Raw genomic sequence first — 16,466 nt, 5'->3', positions numbered from 1 at the left:
AGGCACCGGGGCCATTCTCGCTGTACTGAGCCATGCAGGAGGATTCGCCTATCAAGAGCATTACAGACCTCAAGAGCAAGACCGTCGGCATCAACGCCTATGACTCCTATGGCCAGATCGCCATGGTGCTGAAGTATCACGGGCAGAATCCAGCCAAGGGCATCTAGCTGGTGGAAACCGGCCTCCCTGGCTCCGAAGCAGTGCTGCGTGCCGGCCAGAATATCGATGCCTAGAAAGCGCAGCGCACGCAGGAATTCTTTCGTCTGCCCGATGCCACATGGCTTACGACACGCTTCGATCCGGCATTGGAAAACAACAGCTGACCATCTGTTCGGACAGATCCACACACCTGCAGCACCATTGAGCGCCCTCCGCCGGCATAGCGGCGGATGCCAAATTTAGTAGAAATGTCTATGATTGTCCGTCGACTTTCACAAAGCAGTTCCTTTGATGTCCATTCCCAAGAAACGCCGTAACCGCTACAACCCTGCCAGCGAAGACTTTCACAAGGAAGAGTTTCCTTTTTACTGGCTGGCACGCGTGTACGGGCGCTACGCCATGGCCATGGAAAAGCTGCTCAAGCGGATCGACCTGGATATCCCGCGTTGGCGAGTGCTGAACATTCTCTTCGAGAACGACGACTCCAGCATTTCGGAGATATCCGAACACGCCGTGGCCAAGCTTTCGACCATCACCAAAATCGTCTACCGAATGAAGGATGATGGTCTGGTGGAAACCAGCCAGAGCACCCAGGACGGCCGCGTAACTCAAGTCAGCCTGACCGCGGCAGGTCGCCAGGCGTTTTTTGACATGCACGAACTCACCGACGAGTTATTCCAAAAAAGCTTCCAGGGTCTAACCGAAGCTCAACTGCGCAAACTTAACCAAGTCTTGGCGAACATCTTCGCCAACCTGCCGGAACACTGACCGGCTTCGAGAACTCGCCGCACCCTGCTCGCTACCGTCAACTCAAACAAAATACTAGATTCTTATTAGTCCTCCAGCGCCCCGCTCGTTCAATAACCAGACCTGCGAAGTGCTGATGCGAGCTCAAGGTCTGGTTCAGCACCCTGCGAGCGAGTCCGGCGCGCAAAACTCGACTGAAGCCTCACGATCACCACCAGTACCCTTCTTACTTTTCGTCAGTTTTTTACTTCGGAACTCATGCCAGCGACCAGCAACCGCTTCAAACGTGTTGTTGGCGGCGTGAGAGGCTTTTTGGTGCTCGGCGCGACGATGTGAGCGGGGATCGATATTGTTGGCCACCAGCGCACGTGCAGCCTCTCTCCGCTGGCGAGCCTCCTTGAGACTGACGTCGGGATAGATGCCAAGGGAAATACGCAATTGCTTGTCATGCCAATAGAAACGGAAATGCCAGCGCTTCGAACTCGTCGTGGGCACTTGCAGAGATAAGCCATTCCCATCAGTTAACGTATAAGGCTTGCTGGCGGGCTTGGCTTTCTTGAGCGCTGTATCTGTCAGAGCCATCAGACACCTCCTTCTGCATCAAGGAGGGGAATACAACCCAGCGGTAGACGGACCAATACGAAAATTGATGCGCAAGAAATCGTAAAAGGCTGTGCCAGCGGCGTACTTAAATGTGTACTTAAAAACCGTGGCTGGAGATGGATTCCAGTGGAATTCAGAAAACGAAAAAAGCGGCACAAGGCCGCTATTTCCGTGGCTTCCAGGCGTTCAGTGGGCCTTAGTGGAAGCAAATATGGCGCAGCGGACGGGACTCGAACCCGCGACCCCCGGCGTGACAGGCCGGTATTCTAACCGACTGAACTACCGCTGCGCGTAACACTTGAAGCGAATGGTGGGTGATGACGGGATCGAACCGCCGACCCTCTGCTTGTAAGGCAGATGCTCTCCCAGCTGAGCTAATCACCCTTCACTTTCGGTGTGGGCCGCATCATATACGAAAAATCCGCAATGTGTTGATTTAAATGCAATTTATTTTAAATATTTTTCAATGAGCGGCGCGCCCCGGTAAAAACGGGCTTCTTCTGGGCCAAACGCGGCGCTATTGCGTTTACCCGATGGCCCATTATCAGGTCACCCCGCACTGGGCTTTCCAAAGCCCAGACCGCAAAAAGCCCGCTCAATGAGCGGGCTTGCCGTGCCCCACCTCCGTCAGAAGTCGAAGAACACCGTTTCTTCTTCGCCCTGTATGCGGATATCGAAACGATAAGCCAACTTGCCATCAACCGTGCAACGCGTGGCGACCAGCGTCTCCCGACGTTGAGGCTGCTCGATCAGATTCAGCACCGGATCGACCGCATTGGCCTGGGCTTCATCGTCGAAGTACACCCGGGTCTGCAAGTGAATATTGATGCCCCGTGCGAACAGCGAAACATTGACGTGCGGCGCCATCGGCACACCCGCAGCGTTCTTCACGGCGCCCGGCTTGACGGTATGGATCTGCCACTCGCCAGTATCCGTGGTCGCCGTGCGGCCAAAACCGTTGAAGGGCTTTTCCAGGTTGTAGTCGCTGTCGTAAACGCCTTCGTGGTCAGCCTGCCAACATTCCAGGAACGCATCGCGGATCAGGTGACCGTTGCCGTCATAGACATGGCCCAGCAACAGGATGTGCTCCCCCGGCGCACCAGGCTTGGCCATTTCGCTCCAGATTTCCTGCTCGCGGGGCGGGTTGCCTGCCGCCTCCAGCGCCAGGCCGATATGCACGTAAGGACCGGCGGTTTGCGACGGGGTTTCAGGCAGAAGTTCAACGGGCATGGACGTGCCTCCTCAACGGTTTTCGAAGTGGGTCTTGCGCTGACCGCGCAGAACGATATCAAAGCGATAAGCCAGGCAATCCATGGGATTGGCCATGCTCATATCAAGCCTTGCGATCAGGCTCTGCACCGCATCCGGATTGGCGATCGACTTGACGATCGGGCACATCGGGATGAGCGGGTCACCTTCGAAATACAGCTGGGTGATCAATCGCGTGGCAATCGACGGGCCACTGATGGAGAAGTGAATATGCGCCGGACGCCAGTCGTTGGGACCATTGCGCCACGGATACGGGCCGGGCTTGACCGTGCGGAAACTGTAGTTGCCGTCGCGGTCGGTCAAGGCACGGCCGACGCCGCCGAAGTTAGGGTCGATGGGGGCCAGATAGCTGTCTTTCTTGTGTCGATAGCGACCACCGGCATTGGCTTGCCACATCTCCACCAGGGTATGGGGAATCGGCTTGCCATACTGGTCACAGACCCGACCGGCGACGATGATGCGCTCACCGATGGGCAAGCCTCCGTGGTTGAAGTTCAGCAGCAGATCGTTATCGTGCGGCCCCATCTTCAAGTGGGAAAAGTCCGGGCCGCTGGTTTCCGAGCGGGATAGGGGAATACTCACCAGGGCTTGACGCGGGGAACGCAGGATCGAGGTTTTGTAGTCAGGCGTCAGGGCTTTGGGGTGCCAATTACGATCACGAATGACGAAACGGCTGTTGTCCGCATCAGACATGTCGGTTTCCTTTTTGTTATGGATGAAAATCAGGGGTGAACGCTGGGTAACCGGCAATCACCGCCCCAGTCTCGCCTGATCAGGCGCCCTCCAACACTGAAAAAACCGACCCTATCCATATCCAAATGGTTATGGATAGCAGCCTTCGCGATATTCCTCGCCCACCTCGCGCAACACCTCCACGCACCATTGAGCCGCCATGGACATCGTCAGCGCGGGATTGCTGCACAGCCCCACAGAACCACCGGGTTCACGAATACCCAGCTCCAACTCAAACAGATCACCTCGATTCAGGTCCTGCCTGACCGCATCAAAAGGCGCGACCCAGATCGCCTGACTGCCCTGCACATAACGCCGACTCAAGATCAACGACAGGGTTTCCAGACGCTGGCGCGGCGGGCTGATGCCGTGCTGCACAAACAGGCTGTCGGCGTATTTGCGGATCGTCGTCCCCGCCAGCGGCAACACCAGCGGATAATTTTCGATATGTTCATGCGCCTGCGGGTCAGCCAATAGCGGATGGCCGTTACGCACCACCAGGGTCATGGATTCGCTGTACAGATGCTCGAACATCAGCCCCAGGATCTGCGGGCTATCGGTCATGCGTCCGACCACCAGGTCCAACTCCCCTACACGCAATTGCGACAACAGGTACGCACTCGGCCCGGTCACCACGCTCACGACCAACGCGGGATGTCGGGCATGCAAACGACAGACGACCTCGGGCACCAGCAAACTTTCCACGGTGGACAGCACGCCGAGCCTGGCGGTGAAGGGTTCGTGCTCGCCGGCACGCAGGCTGTTCACCCCTTCTCGCAGCGCTTGTACGCTCGGCCCGGCATAACGCAAAAAAGCCACTCCGGCTTCAGTCAACGCCGCGCCACTTTTGCTGCGCACGAATAAAGTGGCGGTCAGCAGGGTTTCGAGTTCTTTGAGGGTCTTGGACAGCGCCGGCTGGCTGATCGCCAATTTTTCCGAGGCGCGCGCCAGGCTGCCCTGGCGCGCCACTTCGAGAAAGCACACCAGATGGCGGAATTTGATGCGGGTATCGATATTCACCGTATGTTGCCGCCTTCGAGGTGTCCCCTGCCGCGCGTGAAAAAGCGCGAGAAGTAAGCTGGTTCGGAAGATTGCCCGCGAAAGTGTACCGCCGATCGATCTCACCACACAGCGAACGCAGGTTGGGCGGCGTCGCCAGGGCGCCGAATCCCGGGCACAAAAAAGCCCGCTCGATGAGCGGGCTTTCTGTGGTGACCTGGCGTTCAGCGTTCCAGGTTACCGAATATGGCGCAGCGGACGGGACTCGAACCCGCGACCCCCGGCGTGACAGGCCGGTATTCTAACCGACTGAACTACCGCTGCGCGTAACACTTGAAGCGAATGGTGGGTGATGACGGGATCGAACCGCCGACCCTCTGCTTGTAAGGCAGATGCTCTCCCAGCTGAGCTAATCACCCTTCGTTTCGGTGTGGCGCGCATTCTACGGAGCGACCCAAGGTCTGGCAAGCACTTTCTTAAATCTTTTTTTTCAGCCCTTCCAATGGCTTAGGCAGGGTTGGCCTCAGCCGCTATCAAGACAATAATGCCCCCCTTTGTATAAAGGAGAGACTCACCCCATGTGGTTCAAGAACCTGCTTATCTATCGCCTGACCCAAGATCTGCCTGTTGATGCCGAGGCGTTGGAAACTGCAATGGCCACCAAACTGGCGCGCCCTTGTGCAAGCCAGGAGTTGACCACTTACGGTTTCGTCGCACCTTTCGGTAAAGGCGAAGACGCTCCCCTGGTTCACGTCAGCGGTGACTTCCTGCTGATCGCTGCGCGCAAGGAAGAACGCATCCTGCCGGGTAGCGTGGTGCGTGACGCCGTGAAAGAGAAGGTCGAAGAGATCGAAGCCGAGCAAATGCGCAAGGTCTATAAAAAGGAACGGGACCAGATCAAGGATGAAATCATCCAGGCCTTCCTGCCGCGCGCGTTTATCCGTCGTTCGTCGACCTTCGCCGCGATCGCGCCGAAACAGGGCCTGATCCTGGTCAACTCGGCCAGCCCGAAACGCGCCGAAGACCTGCTGTCGACCCTGCGTGAAGTGATCGGCACCCTGCCGGTGCGCCCACTCACCGTGAAAACCGCGCCAACCGCGGTCATGACCGACTGGGTCACCACCCAGAAACCGGCCGATGACTTCTTCGTCCTCGACGAATGCGAACTGCGCGACACCCACGAAGACGGCGGCATCGTGCGCTGCAAGCGCCAGGACCTGACCAGCGAAGAAATCCAGCTGCACCTGAGCACCGGCAAAGTGGTGACCCAACTGTCGCTGGCCTGGCAGGACAAGCTGTCCTTCATGCTCGACGACAAGATGACCGTCAAGCGCCTGAAGTTCGAAGACCTGCTGCAGGACCAGGCCGAACAGGACGGTGGCGACGAAGCCCTGGGCCAACTGGACGCCAGCTTTACCCTGATGATGCTGACCTTCGGCGAATTCCTGCCGGCGCTGATCGAAGCACTGGGCGGCGAAGAGACCCCACAGGGTATCTAAGCGCACTATTGCCTTACTGTAGGAGCGAGCTTGCTCGCGAAAAACCTGAGCGCGCCGCGTGCATTCAAAATGCCCGCGTCATCGTTGACGATTTTCGCGAACAAGCTCGCTCCTACAATGGTTTTTCCGTACACCTAATAATAAGGACTTCCCCATGCGCGCACTCGCCGCCTTGAGTCGCTTCGTCGGCAATACCTTCGCCTACTGGGTGTTGATCTTTGCCGTGCTGGCCTTCGTCGAACCCGGCTGGTTCATCGGCTTGAAAAGCGCCATCGTCCCGCTGCTGGGCCTGGTGATGTTCGGCATGGGGCTGACCCTCAAACTCGAAGACTTCGCCGAAGTCGCCCGCCATCCGTGGCGCGTGGCCCTGGGCGTGGTCGCGCACTTTGTGATCATGCCGGGCGTGGCCTGGTTGCTGTGCCGGGCCTTCAACCTGCCGCCCGAAATCGCCGTCGGCGTGATCCTCGTCGGCTGCTGCCCAAGCGGCACCTCGTCCAACGTGATGACCTGGCTGGCCCGTGGCGACCTGGCGTTGTCGGTGGCGATCGCCGCCGTCACCACCCTCCTCGCGCCACTGCTGACCCCGGCGCTGATCTGGCTGCTGGCTTCGGCCTGGCTGCCGGTGTCGTTCATGGAATTATTCTGGTCGATCCTGCAAGTGGTGCTGTTGCCGATCGTGCTTGGCGTGGTGGCGCAACGTGTGCTCGGCGAGCGGGTCCGCCATGCGGTGGAGGTGCTGCCGCTGGTATCGGTGGTGAGCATCGTGATCATCGTCGCCGCCGTGGTGGCCGCCAGCCAGGCCAAGATCGCCGAGTCGGGCCTGCTGATCATGGCCGTGGTGATGCTGCACAACAGCTTCGGTTACGTGCTGGGCTATTTCACCGGCCGCCTGTTCAAGCTGCCGTTGGCGCAACGCAAGTCGCTGGCGTTGGAAGTGGGCATGCAGAACTCCGGGCTGGGTGCCGCGCTGGCCAGCGCGCATTTTTCGCCGCTGGCCGCGGTGCCGAGTGCGCTGTTCAGCGTCTGGCACAATATTTCCGGAGCGCTGCTGTCGACGTACTTCCGCCGCATGAGCGAAAAGGAAGACCGCCGCACCCTGGAAGCCACTGCAAAAACTTGATCGCTCGATCAATCTTCGGCACTCTACCGAACGCCGCGGGGACGACCCCGCGACGCTATCGCGTACACATCAGGGGACGACCCCGCTTTTATAGAGGGAGGTCATCATGTCCTGGATCATTCTGGTTTTCGCCGGGCTGTTCGAAGTCGGCTGGGCCGTCGGCTTGAAATACACCGACGGCTTCAGCAAGCCGCTGCCCACCGCCCTGACGATTGCCGCCATGGCCATCAGCCTCGGCCTGTTGGGGCTGGCCATGAAGGAATTGCCGCTGGGCACCGCCTACGCCATCTGGACCGGTGTGGGTGCAGTGGGCACGGTGATCGCCGGGATTATCCTGTTCGGGGAATCCATGGCGCTGTTCCGGTTGGCCAGTGTGGCGTTGATCATCGCCGGGTTGGTGGGGCTCAAGATCAGCGCGTAGCCTCTGCCGGCACGCAGTCTCGCGCCCCACCTACATAATTACTCCGCAGCAATGATCGACGCACGGTTACGTATAGCGCTGGCGTAATGGCAGACCAAACTCGTAGAGCAGCGCGTTTTCGGTGAAGGGCCAGACGTTGTAGGTGGAGGCCGGCAGATTCGGGTCGAATTTATAGGGGGCGTGGCTGGTGAAGAGTCCGACCGCCTGGCGCTCAAAATTATCCTCGTACACCGGCATGAACCGGGGTCGGCCATTTGAGTCGTAGCCCACCATTTTGGTGCCTGAAAAAGTCGTACCTGTCAGCGCAGAGCCTTCACCAAAATTGATCGCATGGGCGAGCTCATGTTGCAGAACAACGATCGGAGGCCGTTGGTCCCCCGGAACAATGAAGTTAGGTTGATACGTCAGGACCGGATCTGTTGCAGGTATGCCCGCAACGCCGTCTTTGACAAAACCGTCGCCATAATCAGCACGGCGGCCTTCATCGCTGCGCGTAACTCCGAGACCTGGATCACTGTAGTCATAGAAACTACCATCGGCCCCTTGTCGGATCTTGACAGGCGCTTCAAGCGAATCGATTTTTGCAAGCACCCTCTGCCCCACCGGCGAGCCTCTGAGAAACTCAAGGTCATCATTTACACGCTGGCGGAACTCCGGGCTGCCTTCGACTTTGATCCCGCGATGACCGACGTCAAGGGGGGCGACTTCCCGAAAGCCTGACTGGGAACGGAGCTGGCTCAGATCGTCGACCCCTCGCCGTCCGAAGACACGATCATTTTCATTGGTTGTCTGGACAGTATCCCGCCCCCTCCCGGTATAAATAGCATTGCTGTCTCCCCCGACGATATGGTCATCGCCCGGTCCGCCATGCAGAATGTTGTGCCCCCTTCCGCCATAAATCAGATCGTTATCCTCCCCGCCATCCACGTAGTTGGTTTTGGTATCTGGCCCTCCGCCTGCACGCAATTCATCGCTGCCTTTGCCACCGTAAATCACAGCATTGCCACTGCCCCCGGTGATAAAGTCATTTCCATCATTACCTTCAGCGTAGCTTTCACCGCTGCCCAGGTTAATCACGTCAGAACCCTCCCCGCCAAACACATTCGTCTTGCCCGACCCGGCGTAAACCGTATCGTTACCCGCGCCGGCATAGATAAACGTTTCCCGACTGCCCCCGTAACCGATGCTGACGCCATCATTCCCCCCGCCGGTTTCGACCACAACGCCCTGTTTGATTGCGGGATTTTCATGATGTTGAATGTCGTAGGATTTCCCATTGATCTGCGCGAGGAGCCCACCGTCCCGGCTTTCTTCGATATGGATAGAATCATCACCATTGCCGGTTTTGATGCGAAGGGTCTCATGATTCCGCTGTGCTCGAGACGAGGTGCCACGTTCGCGAGTAATGCTGACATTGCCATCATGGTATCCCCGACTCGGGTCGACCTTGGTCGGCGCAGACGGTGATGAAGGGCTGCCAAAATCAATACTGCCTTGCTGGCCCTCGGCCTTGGCGCGAACCTGTTCACGACTGGGCGCGCTCTGGAAGTATGAATCGGCCGGCGCAGCATCAGATTGCCTTGCACGCCGCTGGAGATCGGAGTCACTGCCATAAGTCACCGGGCCAGCCTCGACTGAACCGATCTCCACCCTGGATGGCCCATGAGTATTGTTGTACATAAACGGCACATTGGCAGTGATCGGAGCCGCATGCGCGGCCTGTCTGACGGGATCACTCGCCGCGCGATAGGCCGAGTTGGCTTTTTGATCTTCGCCGGAGTAAGCCAACTGCGGCTGCGGTGAAGAAGTAGAAGTAGAAGTAGAAGTAGAGTCCATCGTTAGCTCCCGTCATACGCAGAGGAAGACGATAACTCTGTGGCGTGCTGACCGAAAACGTTCCTCCAATAGAGTGAAAAATTACCGGACTGGGCATGAAGGAGCCGCGTCACGCCGGAACATCCTGGCGCCACACCGCTCGCCAGCAGCACGCATGCCGAGTAAACCCGGCTCGCTACTTCACCGCCCCCCGCAGTTCCCCGACCAAACCCTGCAAGTGCGACGGTGTCGCTGCCTGCGCCGTTACCGGCTGGCCGACCACCAGTGTCACGCGCGACCAAATGCGATGAAAGAAGCCCTTGTTAGGGTCGCGGCTGAAAAAACTCCCCCACAAGCCCTGCAACGCCAATGGAATCACCGGCACCGGCGTCTCTTCCAGAATGCGCGTCACACCACCGCGGAACTCGTTCATCTCGCCGTCACTGGTCAACTTGCCTTCCGGGAAGATGCACACCAACTCGCCGTTCTTCAGGTACTGCGCAATTCGTGTGAAGGCTTTTTCGTAGATCTGGATGTCTTCATTACGCCCGGCAATCGGAATCGTCCCGGCGGTGCGAAAGATGAAGTTGAGCACCGGCAAGCGGTAGATCTTGTAGTACATGACAAAGCGAATCGGCCGACGCACCGCACCACCAATCAACAGCGCATCGACGAACGAGACGTGGTTGCACACCAGCAAGGCCGCACCTTCGTCCGGGATCAGTTCCAGGTTGCGATGCTCGACGCGGTACATGGAATGGCTGAGCAGCCAGATCATGAAACGCATGGTGAACTCGGGGACGATCTTGAAGATGTAGGCGTTGACCGCCACGTTGAGCAGCGACACCACCAGGAACAGCTCGGGGATCGACAGCTTGGCCACGCTCAGCAGCAGGATCGACACAATCGCCGAGACCACCATGAACAGCGCGTTGAGGATGTTGTTGGCGGCGATCACCCGCGCCCGTTCGTTCTCGGCGGTGCGCGACTGGATCAGTGCATACAACGGCACGATATAGAAACCGCCGAACACACCCAGGCCGAGGATATCGAACAACACCCACCAGGCCTGGCCGTACCCGAGCACCGCCAGCCAGTCGTTGGCCTGCACGTTCTGCGGCATGCCGCCGGAATGCCACCACAGCAGCAGGCCGAACACCGTCAGGCCGAAGGAGCCAAACGGCACCAGGCCGATTTCCACTTTACGCCCGGAGAGTTTTTCGCAGAGCATCGAGCCCAGCGCGATGCCCACCGAGAACACCGTGAGGATCAGGGTCACCACGGTTTCGTCGCCGTACAACCATTCCTTGGCGTAGGCCGGGATCTGCGTCAGGTAGATCGCGCCGACAAACCAGAACCACGAGTTGCCGACGATCGAGCGCGACACCGCCGGGGTCTGCCCCAGGCCCAGGCGCAAGGTGGCCCAGGACTGGCTGAAGATGTTCCAGTCCAGCCGCAGTTGCGGCGAAGACGCCGCCGCCCGCGGAATGCCGCGGCTGGCCAGGTAACCCAGCAGCGCCACGCCGACAATCGCCACCGCCACCACCGGCGCGTAATGGGCGGACGACATCATGATCCCGGCGCCGATGGTGCCAGCGAGGATCGCCAGGAACGTGCCCATTTCCACCAGGCCGTTGCCGCCCACCAGCTCATCCTCGCGCAGCGCCTGAGGCATGATCGAGTACTTCACCGGACCGAACAGCGCCGAGTGGGTGCCCATGGCAAACAACGCCAGCAGCATCAGTTCCAGATGATTGAACAGGAAACCCGTCGCGCCGACGGCCATGATCACGATCTCGCCGACCTTGATCGCACGGATCAGCGCGTCCTTGTTGAATTTCTCGCCAAACTGCCCGGCCAGCGCCGAGAACAGGAAGAACGGCAGGATAAACAACAAGGCGCACAGGTTGACCCAGATGGCGCGGTCACCGTCGATGGTCAACTTGTAGAGAATCGCCAGGATCAGCGATTGCTTGAAGATGTTGTCGTTGAAGGCACCCAGCAACTGGGTAATGAAGAACGGCAGAAAGCGCCGTGTGCGCAGCAAGGTGAATTGTGAGGGGTGGCTCATCGTCCGTGTTCCTGCGTGGCCTGGTTTTTTTTCAGGCCACGACTTTACCTAATCCCGCTTACTTATTCCCTAATCCTGCAATACACGGCGAAACAAAAAGCTCACCTTTATAGGCCCCCTGCACGGTGCGCTTGGCGACGACCAGCCACATCAGCGCCAACGCCAGCACCAGCACGCCACCCACTACGCTGAAGAACCCCAGGTGCAACACATTCGCCAGCTTCAACGTGGCCAGGGCGTAGACCCCCAACGGAAAGGTGAAGCCCCACCAGCCCAGGTTGAACGGGATACCGGCGCGCAGGTAACGCAGGGTGATCAGCACCGCGATCAGCATCCACCACAAACCGAAGCCCCACAGGGTAATCCCGGCGATCAGGCCCAGGCCGTAGGCGATTTCACCGACAGTGGGCAAGCCATTGGCGGCGAAGATCGCCGGTGCATCGCCGCCCAGCAGCAGCATACCGAGGGCGCCGGTGCCGATCGGGCCAAGTGCCAGCCAGCTCGACGCGGCCATGTTGGCGTGGGGCAGCTTATGCAGGGCCATGCGCAGCATCAGGATGGTCAGAATGCTGAACGCCACCGGCAGGGAAAATGCCCACAGCACGTAGCTGGTCACCAGCATCACCAGTTGCCCGTGGGCATCCGCCAGGTGCGTCGCCAACAAGCCACCGCTGGCAGCGGCGACTTCAGCGGCGACCACCGGCAACAGCCAGACGGCGGTCATCTGGTCGATGCTGTGTTCTTGGCGCGTGAACATCATGAACGGAATCAGCACACCGCAGGCCACTGCCATCGCCACATCCAGCCACCACAGCGCTTCGGCCAGCGGCACCACACCAGCACCCCAGCGCGGCAGGCCGAACAGCAGCAAACCGTTGAGCAGCGTAGCCAGGCCCATGGGAATGGTGCCGAAGAACATCGACACCGTGGAGTGCCCGAAGATCCGTCGCGCTTCGTCGAAAAACATCACCCAGCGCGCCGCATACAAGGCGCTGAACAGGATGAACAAGCCGATGGTGAACAGCCACAGCCCTTCGGCGATGGCGTACATGCCGGGCAGGTTGACCGGCAGTTGCGCCAGCGCCAGCGCCAACACCCCGGTGCCCATGGTGGCGGCGAACCAGTTCGGGGTGAACTGGCGGATCACTTCCCGCGGACGGGCCAGGTGGCTGAAGGGTTTGTAGTTCAGGGTGGTCGAGCAGGTCATGATGGTAATCCTCTTCCTCGTAGGAGGTTGGGCCATGGTAGAACCTGAGCGCATATCTATATAACGGGTAATATCTCTAACTGTTATCTATTTCACCAATATAGAATCAGGCGCTGCCCTTGCACCCGACCCGCAATGCATCCTGGCGCAGCAACCCGGCCAGGGCGCCGAGGGTCAGCATGATCAGCACGACACCATAGCCGTCGGTGGTGGCGATGAGGCCAAAACTGCGGATCAGATTGCCCGCCAGCAAAGACGGCAGGCAGAACGCCAGGTAGCTCAGCACGTAAAACGCCGACATCAACCCCGCCCGCTCATGGGGCAAGGCCAGCGGCACCACACTGCGCAAGGCCCCGAGAAAGCCCGCGCCAAAACCACTGCCGGCGATCAACGTGGCGATGAAAAACAGCGGCAGGCTGGCGCTGTGGACCGCCACGAGGATCAGCGCCACGCCAACGGCCAGCAGGCTGGCGCCCAACCGCAGGACCTTGTGGGCCGGGCGATTGCGCAGGCTGAAAATCATCAGCGCGCCGCTCAAGGTCAACACCGCGACCAGGCCGCCACCGATCAGGTTGGAGGTCGAGCCGGTCGCCGCCCGTACCAGCGACGGCGCCAGGGACAAATAGAAGCCGCCCATGGCCCACACCGCCACGTCCACCGGCAACGACAGCCACAACGCCCGGCGCGCTTGCGGCGGCACGTGCAAAGTCGGGCGCAATGACGCCAGCGCGCCGGGGATGCGGCTGACGGTTTCCGGTAAACGCCACACATACATGGCCTGCCCGAGCATCAGCGCGAGCAGTGTCCAGTAGATCAACTGGGTGGGCAGCGGCGCGAATTCCACCAGCAGGCTGCTGCCCATCGCGCCACAAGCCATGCCCAGCAAGGGCGCGACGCTATTGACCAGCGGCCCCTGTTGGCGGTCGGTGTCGAGCAGGGCCGCGCCCAATACCGCGGTGGCCATGCCGGTGGCGAAACCCTGCAGCGTCCGTGCGGCGATCAGCCAGGCCACGCTGCTCTCATTGATAAACAGCAGCATCGCCAGCATATTCAGGGCCAGTGCGGCAAAAATCACCGGCTTGCGCCCCAGGTGATCCGACAGCGAACCCACGGTCAACAGCGCCGCCAGCAAGCTCAAGGCGTAGACCCCGAAGACCAGTGTGAGCATGCCCGAGGAAAAATGCAGGCCCTCCTGGTACAGGTGATACAACGGCGTCGGCGCGCTGGAGGCCGCCAGGAACGTCAGCAAGGTGATCGCCAGGAACACCAGGCTGGAACGATGAGAAGTGAGGCTGGACATGGGCACGCTCCGCTAAAGCTAATATTTTGCTTTTGTCGAGTGTGCTACTGCTCGCCGCTTAAAGCAAATTCTTTGTGTTAAGGTCACAGGCATGGCGATAAAAGAAGGCCTCCGCCCGGGGGGCCGTAGTGCCCGGGTACAAGAATCCGTCCATTCGGCGGTGCGCGAACTGCTGGAAACCCATGAGCGGTCCAGCGTCACCGTACCGATGATCGCGGCGCGCGCAGGCGTCACGCCGTCGACCATCTACCGCCGCTGGGGCGACCTCTCGGTGTTGCTCGCCGATGTGGCCCTGGCGCGCATGCGCCCGGACAGCGCGCCGGCCAACACCGGCAGCCTGCGCGGCGACCTGCGGGCGTGGGCCGAGCAATACCTGGATGAGATGAGTTCAGAGCCGGGGCGCAACATGATGCGCGATGTGCAATCCAGCCAGACGCCAGGGTATTGCGTGAGCATCCTGAGCGGGCAGCTTCAAACGATCGTCGAGCGCTACCCGAACGCCACGCCGCCACCGCCGAGCGCGGACCGCCTGATCAACCTGCTGGCGGCGCCGACGGTGTTTCGCATTCTGTTCTCCACCGCGCCGCTGGCGGTGGATGAGCTGCACGCGCTGATCGAGTTGGCGCTGCAAGGGTAAAGACGCTATTCAGAAACCAATGTGGGAGCGGGCTTGCTCGCGATTGCGCTAGGTCAGTCACTGTATCGCTGACTGATCCACGGCTATCGCAAGCAAGCCCGCTCCCACATTTTTTACGGTGTGCAATCCGGCGTTACGTCCGCATCCCGCGCCCGCTCACCAGCAACCGCGCGCAACCGATGTACAACACCGCAGTGGCCACGACCATGAAGGTGATCGCCACGCTGATCCGGATATCCGACACGCCCAGGATGCCGTAGCGGAAGGCGTTGACCATGTGCAGCACCGGGTTGGCCAGCGACACGGTCTGCCAGAACGGCGGCAGCAAGGTGATGGAGTAGAACACCCCGCCCAGGTAGGTCAGCGGCGTCAGCACGAAGGTCGGGATGATCGAAATGTCATCGAAGTTGCGGGCAAACACCGCGTTGATGAAGCCCAGCAGCGAGAAGATCGTCGCCGTCAGCACCACCACCACCAGGGTGATGCCGAGGTGATGCACTTGCAGTTGGGTGAAGAACAGCGACAACAAGGTCACGATCACGCCGACCATCAAGCCACGCAGCACGCCGCCCAAGGTGTAGCCGATCAGAATGGTGTGCGGTGACACCGGCGAAACCATCAGTTCTTCGATGGAGCGCTGGAACTTGCTGCCGAAGAAACTCGACACCACGTTGCCGTAGGAGTTGGTGATCACCGACATCATGATCAGGCCCGGCACGATGTACTCCATGTAGGTGAAACCGCCCATGCCACCGATCTGCCGGCCGATCAGGTTACCGAAGATCACGAAGTACAGGACCATGGTGATCGCCGGCGGCAGCAGAGTCTGCGGCCAGATCCGGGTAAAGCGTTTCACTTCGCGGTAGACGATGGTTTGCAGGGCGATGAGGTTGGGTTGCAGTTCAGAATTCATACCGCCACCTTCGCCAGGTTTTTTTCCACCAGGGACACAAACAACTCCTCAAGGCGATTGGTTTTGTTACGCAGGCTCAGCACTTCGATGTGCTGGGTCGCCAATTGGCCGAACAGCGCGGTGATGCCCATGGCTTTATCCACCTGGACTTCCAGGGTACGGCTGTCCACCAGGCGGCATGGGTAGCCGAGCAATTGCGGCGGCGCCGACCGTTCGGTCTTCAGGTCGAGCAGGAAGGTTTCCACATGCAACTGGCCCAGCAGGTTGCGCATGCTGGTGTTCTCGACAATGGTGCCGTGGTCGATGATGCCGATGTTGCGGCACAGTTGCTCAGCCTCTTCCAGGTAATGGGTGGTGAGGATGATGGTGATGCCTTTCTGGTTCAGCTCGGTGAGGAAGGTCCACATCGAGCGACGCAGTTCAATGTCCACCCCCGCGGTGGGCTCATCGAGGATCAGCAGGCGCGGTTCGTGGACCAGCGCGCGGGCGATCATCAAGCGTCGCTTCATGCCGCCGGAGAGCGAACGCGAAGGCACGTCGCGCTTGTCCCACAGGCCCAGTTGGGTCAGGTACTGCTCGGCGCGTTCCTTGGCGACTTTCGACGGGATGCCGTAGTAGCCGGCCTGGGTCACGACGATGTCGAAGGTCTTTTCGAACTGGTTGAAGTTGAATTCCTGGGGCACCACGCCGATGCAACGCTTGAGCGCCGCCGGGGATTTGTCCAGGTCATGGCCGAAGATATTCACCGTGCCGCTGGTCTTGTTGACCAGGGTCGAGAGAATGCCGATGGTGGTGGATTTGCCGGCGCCGTTGGGGCCGAGCAAGGCGAAGAAATCACCTTCGGCAACGTCCAGATCGATACCACTCAGGGCCTGGAAACCGTTGCCGTAGGTTTTGGTTAGCTGCCGGATGGACAGAGCGGAACTCATAGCGGAATACGCACCAAAGAAGGGAATAGGGACAATAGATGAGGG

15 protein-coding genes, 4 tRNA genes and 1 pseudogene are annotated in these 16,466 nt (G+C 59.7%); 6 read left to right on the top strand and 14 right to left on the bottom strand.

The genetic code is table 11. The features are described 5' to 3' along the window. The first annotated feature begins 32 nt into the window (after nucleotides 1-32). Nucleotides 33-167 carry a hypothetical protein gene (locus MOQ67_RS10670; RefSeq protein WP_017846850.1) on the top strand — a complete coding sequence of 45 codons (135 nt, stop codon included), beginning with the start codon at nucleotides 33-35 and terminating at the stop codon, nucleotides 165-167. Nucleotides 168-450: 283 nt separating this feature from the next. Next, complete coding sequence (locus tag MOQ67_RS10665; protein ID WP_017846849.1) at nucleotides 451-927, top strand: MarR family winged helix-turn-helix transcriptional regulator; 477 nt, start codon at nucleotides 451-453, stop codon at nucleotides 925-927. A 309-nt stretch (nucleotides 928-1,236) separates the two neighbouring features. Here the strand turns inward: MOQ67_RS10665 and MOQ67_RS10660 are convergent. The 8 genes and pseudogenes from MOQ67_RS10660 to MOQ67_RS10625 form a co-directional block, all read right to left on the bottom strand. Then, nucleotides 1,237-1,488, bottom strand: a pseudogene (locus MOQ67_RS10660) (Arm DNA-binding domain-containing protein); the annotation flags it as partial. A 233-nt stretch (nucleotides 1,489-1,721) separates the two neighbouring features. After that, nucleotides 1,722-1,798: transfer RNA gene (locus MOQ67_RS10655), tRNA-Asp, on the bottom strand. A gap of 19 nt (nucleotides 1,799-1,817) precedes the next feature. Continuing rightward, a tRNA-Val gene (locus MOQ67_RS10650) sits at nucleotides 1,818-1,893 on the bottom strand. A 243-nt stretch (nucleotides 1,894-2,136) separates the two neighbouring features. Next, a complete protein-coding gene (gene pcaG, locus MOQ67_RS10645) occupies nucleotides 2,137-2,739 on the bottom strand; it encodes a protocatechuate 3,4-dioxygenase subunit alpha (RefSeq protein WP_448675924.1) in 603 nt (200 codons plus the stop codon). Nucleotides 2,740-2,751: 12 nt separating this feature from the next. Continuing rightward, the gene (gene pcaH / locus MOQ67_RS10640) at nucleotides 2,752-3,471 is read right to left on the bottom strand and encodes a protocatechuate 3,4-dioxygenase subunit beta (RefSeq protein ID WP_046491097.1); all 720 of its coding nucleotides are present in this window, start codon (nucleotides 3,469-3,471) and stop codon (nucleotides 2,752-2,754) included. A 129-nt stretch (nucleotides 3,472-3,600) separates the two neighbouring features. After that, entirely contained in the window at nucleotides 3,601-4,530 is a 930-nt protein-coding gene (gene pcaQ, locus MOQ67_RS10635; protein ID WP_017846845.1) for a pca operon transcription factor PcaQ, read from the bottom strand. Nucleotides 4,531-4,756: 226 nt separating this feature from the next. Continuing rightward, nucleotides 4,757-4,833: transfer RNA gene (locus MOQ67_RS10630), tRNA-Asp, on the bottom strand. A 19-nt stretch (nucleotides 4,834-4,852) separates the two neighbouring features. Beyond that, nucleotides 4,853-4,928: transfer RNA gene (locus MOQ67_RS10625), tRNA-Val, on the bottom strand. 159 nt (nucleotides 4,929-5,087) lie between these two features. On the opposite strand from MOQ67_RS10625, the gene rdgC reads away from it, so the two are divergent. The 3 genes from rdgC (at nucleotide 5,088) to sugE (ending at nucleotide 7,549) form a co-directional block, all read left to right on the top strand. Continuing rightward, entirely contained in the window at nucleotides 5,088-6,008 is a 921-nt protein-coding gene (gene rdgC, locus MOQ67_RS10620; protein ID WP_017846844.1) for a recombination-associated protein RdgC, read from the top strand. Nucleotides 6,009-6,162: 154 nt separating this feature from the next. Continuing rightward, a complete protein-coding gene (locus MOQ67_RS10615) occupies nucleotides 6,163-7,128 on the top strand; it encodes a bile acid:sodium symporter family protein (RefSeq protein WP_017846843.1) in 966 nt (321 codons plus the stop codon). A 106-nt stretch (nucleotides 7,129-7,234) separates the two neighbouring features. Further along, a complete protein-coding gene (gene sugE / locus MOQ67_RS10610) occupies nucleotides 7,235-7,549 on the top strand; it encodes a quaternary ammonium compound efflux SMR transporter SugE (RefSeq protein ID WP_017846842.1) in 315 nt (104 codons plus the stop codon). Nucleotides 7,550-7,615: 66 nt separating this feature from the next. On the opposite strand, the gene MOQ67_RS10605 is transcribed toward sugE, so the two are convergent. The 4 genes from MOQ67_RS10605 to MOQ67_RS10590 all read right to left on the bottom strand — a co-directional run bounded on the left by MOQ67_RS10605 (nucleotide 7,616) and on the right by MOQ67_RS10590 (nucleotide 13,942). Next, entirely contained in the window at nucleotides 7,616-9,385 is a 1,770-nt protein-coding gene (locus tag MOQ67_RS10605; protein WP_198718344.1) for a M91 family zinc metallopeptidase, read from the bottom strand. Nucleotides 9,386-9,560: 175 nt separating this feature from the next. Continuing rightward, the gene (locus MOQ67_RS10600) at nucleotides 9,561-11,435 is read right to left on the bottom strand and encodes an MFS transporter (protein ID WP_198718343.1); all 1,875 of its coding nucleotides are present in this window, start codon (nucleotides 11,433-11,435) and stop codon (nucleotides 9,561-9,563) included. A 58-nt stretch (nucleotides 11,436-11,493) separates the two neighbouring features. Further along, nucleotides 11,494-12,642 (bottom strand): TDT family transporter, encoded by a 1,149-nt coding sequence (locus MOQ67_RS10595; protein WP_017846837.1) that lies wholly within the window; start codon nucleotides 12,640-12,642, stop codon nucleotides 11,494-11,496. A gap of 106 nt (nucleotides 12,643-12,748) precedes the next feature. Then, the gene (locus MOQ67_RS10590; protein WP_198718342.1) at nucleotides 12,749-13,942 is read right to left on the bottom strand and encodes an MFS transporter; all 1,194 of its coding nucleotides are present in this window, start codon (nucleotides 13,940-13,942) and stop codon (nucleotides 12,749-12,751) included. Nucleotides 13,943-14,033: 91 nt separating this feature from the next. On the opposite strand from MOQ67_RS10590, the gene MOQ67_RS10585 reads away from it, so the two are divergent. Continuing rightward, nucleotides 14,034-14,579 carry a TetR/AcrR family transcriptional regulator gene (locus tag MOQ67_RS10585; protein WP_198718341.1) on the top strand — a complete coding sequence of 182 codons (546 nt, stop codon included), beginning with the start codon at nucleotides 14,034-14,036 and terminating at the stop codon, nucleotides 14,577-14,579. 133 nt (nucleotides 14,580-14,712) lie between these two features. Here the strand turns inward: MOQ67_RS10585 and MOQ67_RS10580 are convergent, their stop codons facing one another. Further along, complete coding sequence (locus tag MOQ67_RS10580; protein ID WP_017846834.1) at nucleotides 14,713-15,492, bottom strand: ABC transporter permease; 780 nt, start codon at nucleotides 15,490-15,492, stop codon at nucleotides 14,713-14,715. Then, nucleotides 15,489-16,421, bottom strand: coding sequence for an ABC transporter ATP-binding protein (locus MOQ67_RS10575; RefSeq protein ID WP_017846833.1), 933 nt, complete (start codon nucleotides 16,419-16,421; stop codon nucleotides 15,489-15,491). The genes MOQ67_RS10580 and MOQ67_RS10575 overlap by 4 nt, the downstream gene beginning before the upstream one ends. Nucleotides 16,422-16,466 lie beyond the last annotated feature (45 nt).

The organism is Pseudomonas sp. LY-1 (genome assembly GCF_053502595.1).
Note: the sequence above shows the minus strand (reverse complement) of the source record. Positions and strands in the feature narration are given on the sequence as shown.

Bases quoted from the DNA above. Each gene is read 5' to 3' on its own strand.
- MOQ67_RS10670 (WP_017846850.1), top strand. From the start codon at position 33: ATGCAGGAGGATTCGCCTATCAAGAGCATTACAGACCTCAAGAGCAAG.
- MOQ67_RS10665 (WP_017846849.1), top strand. From the start codon at position 451: ATGTCCATTCCCAAGAAACGCCGTAACCGCTACAACCCTGCCAGCGAA.
- pcaG (WP_448675924.1), bottom strand. From the start codon at position 2,739: ATGCCCGTTGAACTTCTGCCTGAAACCCCGTCGCAAACCGCCGGTCCT.
- pcaH (WP_046491097.1), bottom strand. From the start codon at position 3,471: ATGTCTGATGCGGACAACAGCCGTTTCGTCATTCGTGATCGTAATTGG.
- rdgC (WP_017846844.1), top strand. From the start codon at position 5,088: ATGTGGTTCAAGAACCTGCTTATCTATCGCCTGACCCAAGATCTGCCT.
- MOQ67_RS10615 (WP_017846843.1), top strand. From the start codon at position 6,163: ATGCGCGCACTCGCCGCCTTGAGTCGCTTCGTCGGCAATACCTTCGCC.
- sugE (WP_017846842.1), top strand. From the start codon at position 7,235: ATGTCCTGGATCATTCTGGTTTTCGCCGGGCTGTTCGAAGTCGGCTGG.
- MOQ67_RS10605 (WP_198718344.1), bottom strand. From the start codon at position 9,385: ATGGACTCTACTTCTACTTCTACTTCTACTTCTTCACCGCAGCCGCAG.
- MOQ67_RS10600 (WP_198718343.1), bottom strand. From the start codon at position 11,435: ATGAGCCACCCCTCACAATTCACCTTGCTGCGCACACGGCGCTTTCTG.
- MOQ67_RS10595 (WP_017846837.1), bottom strand. From the start codon at position 12,642: ATGACCTGCTCGACCACCCTGAACTACAAACCCTTCAGCCACCTGGCC.
- MOQ67_RS10590 (WP_198718342.1), bottom strand. From the start codon at position 13,942: ATGTCCAGCCTCACTTCTCATCGTTCCAGCCTGGTGTTCCTGGCGATC.
- MOQ67_RS10585 (WP_198718341.1), top strand. From the start codon at position 14,034: ATGGCGATAAAAGAAGGCCTCCGCCCGGGGGGCCGTAGTGCCCGGGTA.
- MOQ67_RS10580 (WP_017846834.1), bottom strand. From the start codon at position 15,492: ATGAATTCTGAACTGCAACCCAACCTCATCGCCCTGCAAACCATCGTC.
- MOQ67_RS10575 (WP_017846833.1), bottom strand. From the start codon at position 16,421: ATGAGTTCCGCTCTGTCCATCCGGCAGCTAACCAAAACCTACGGCAAC.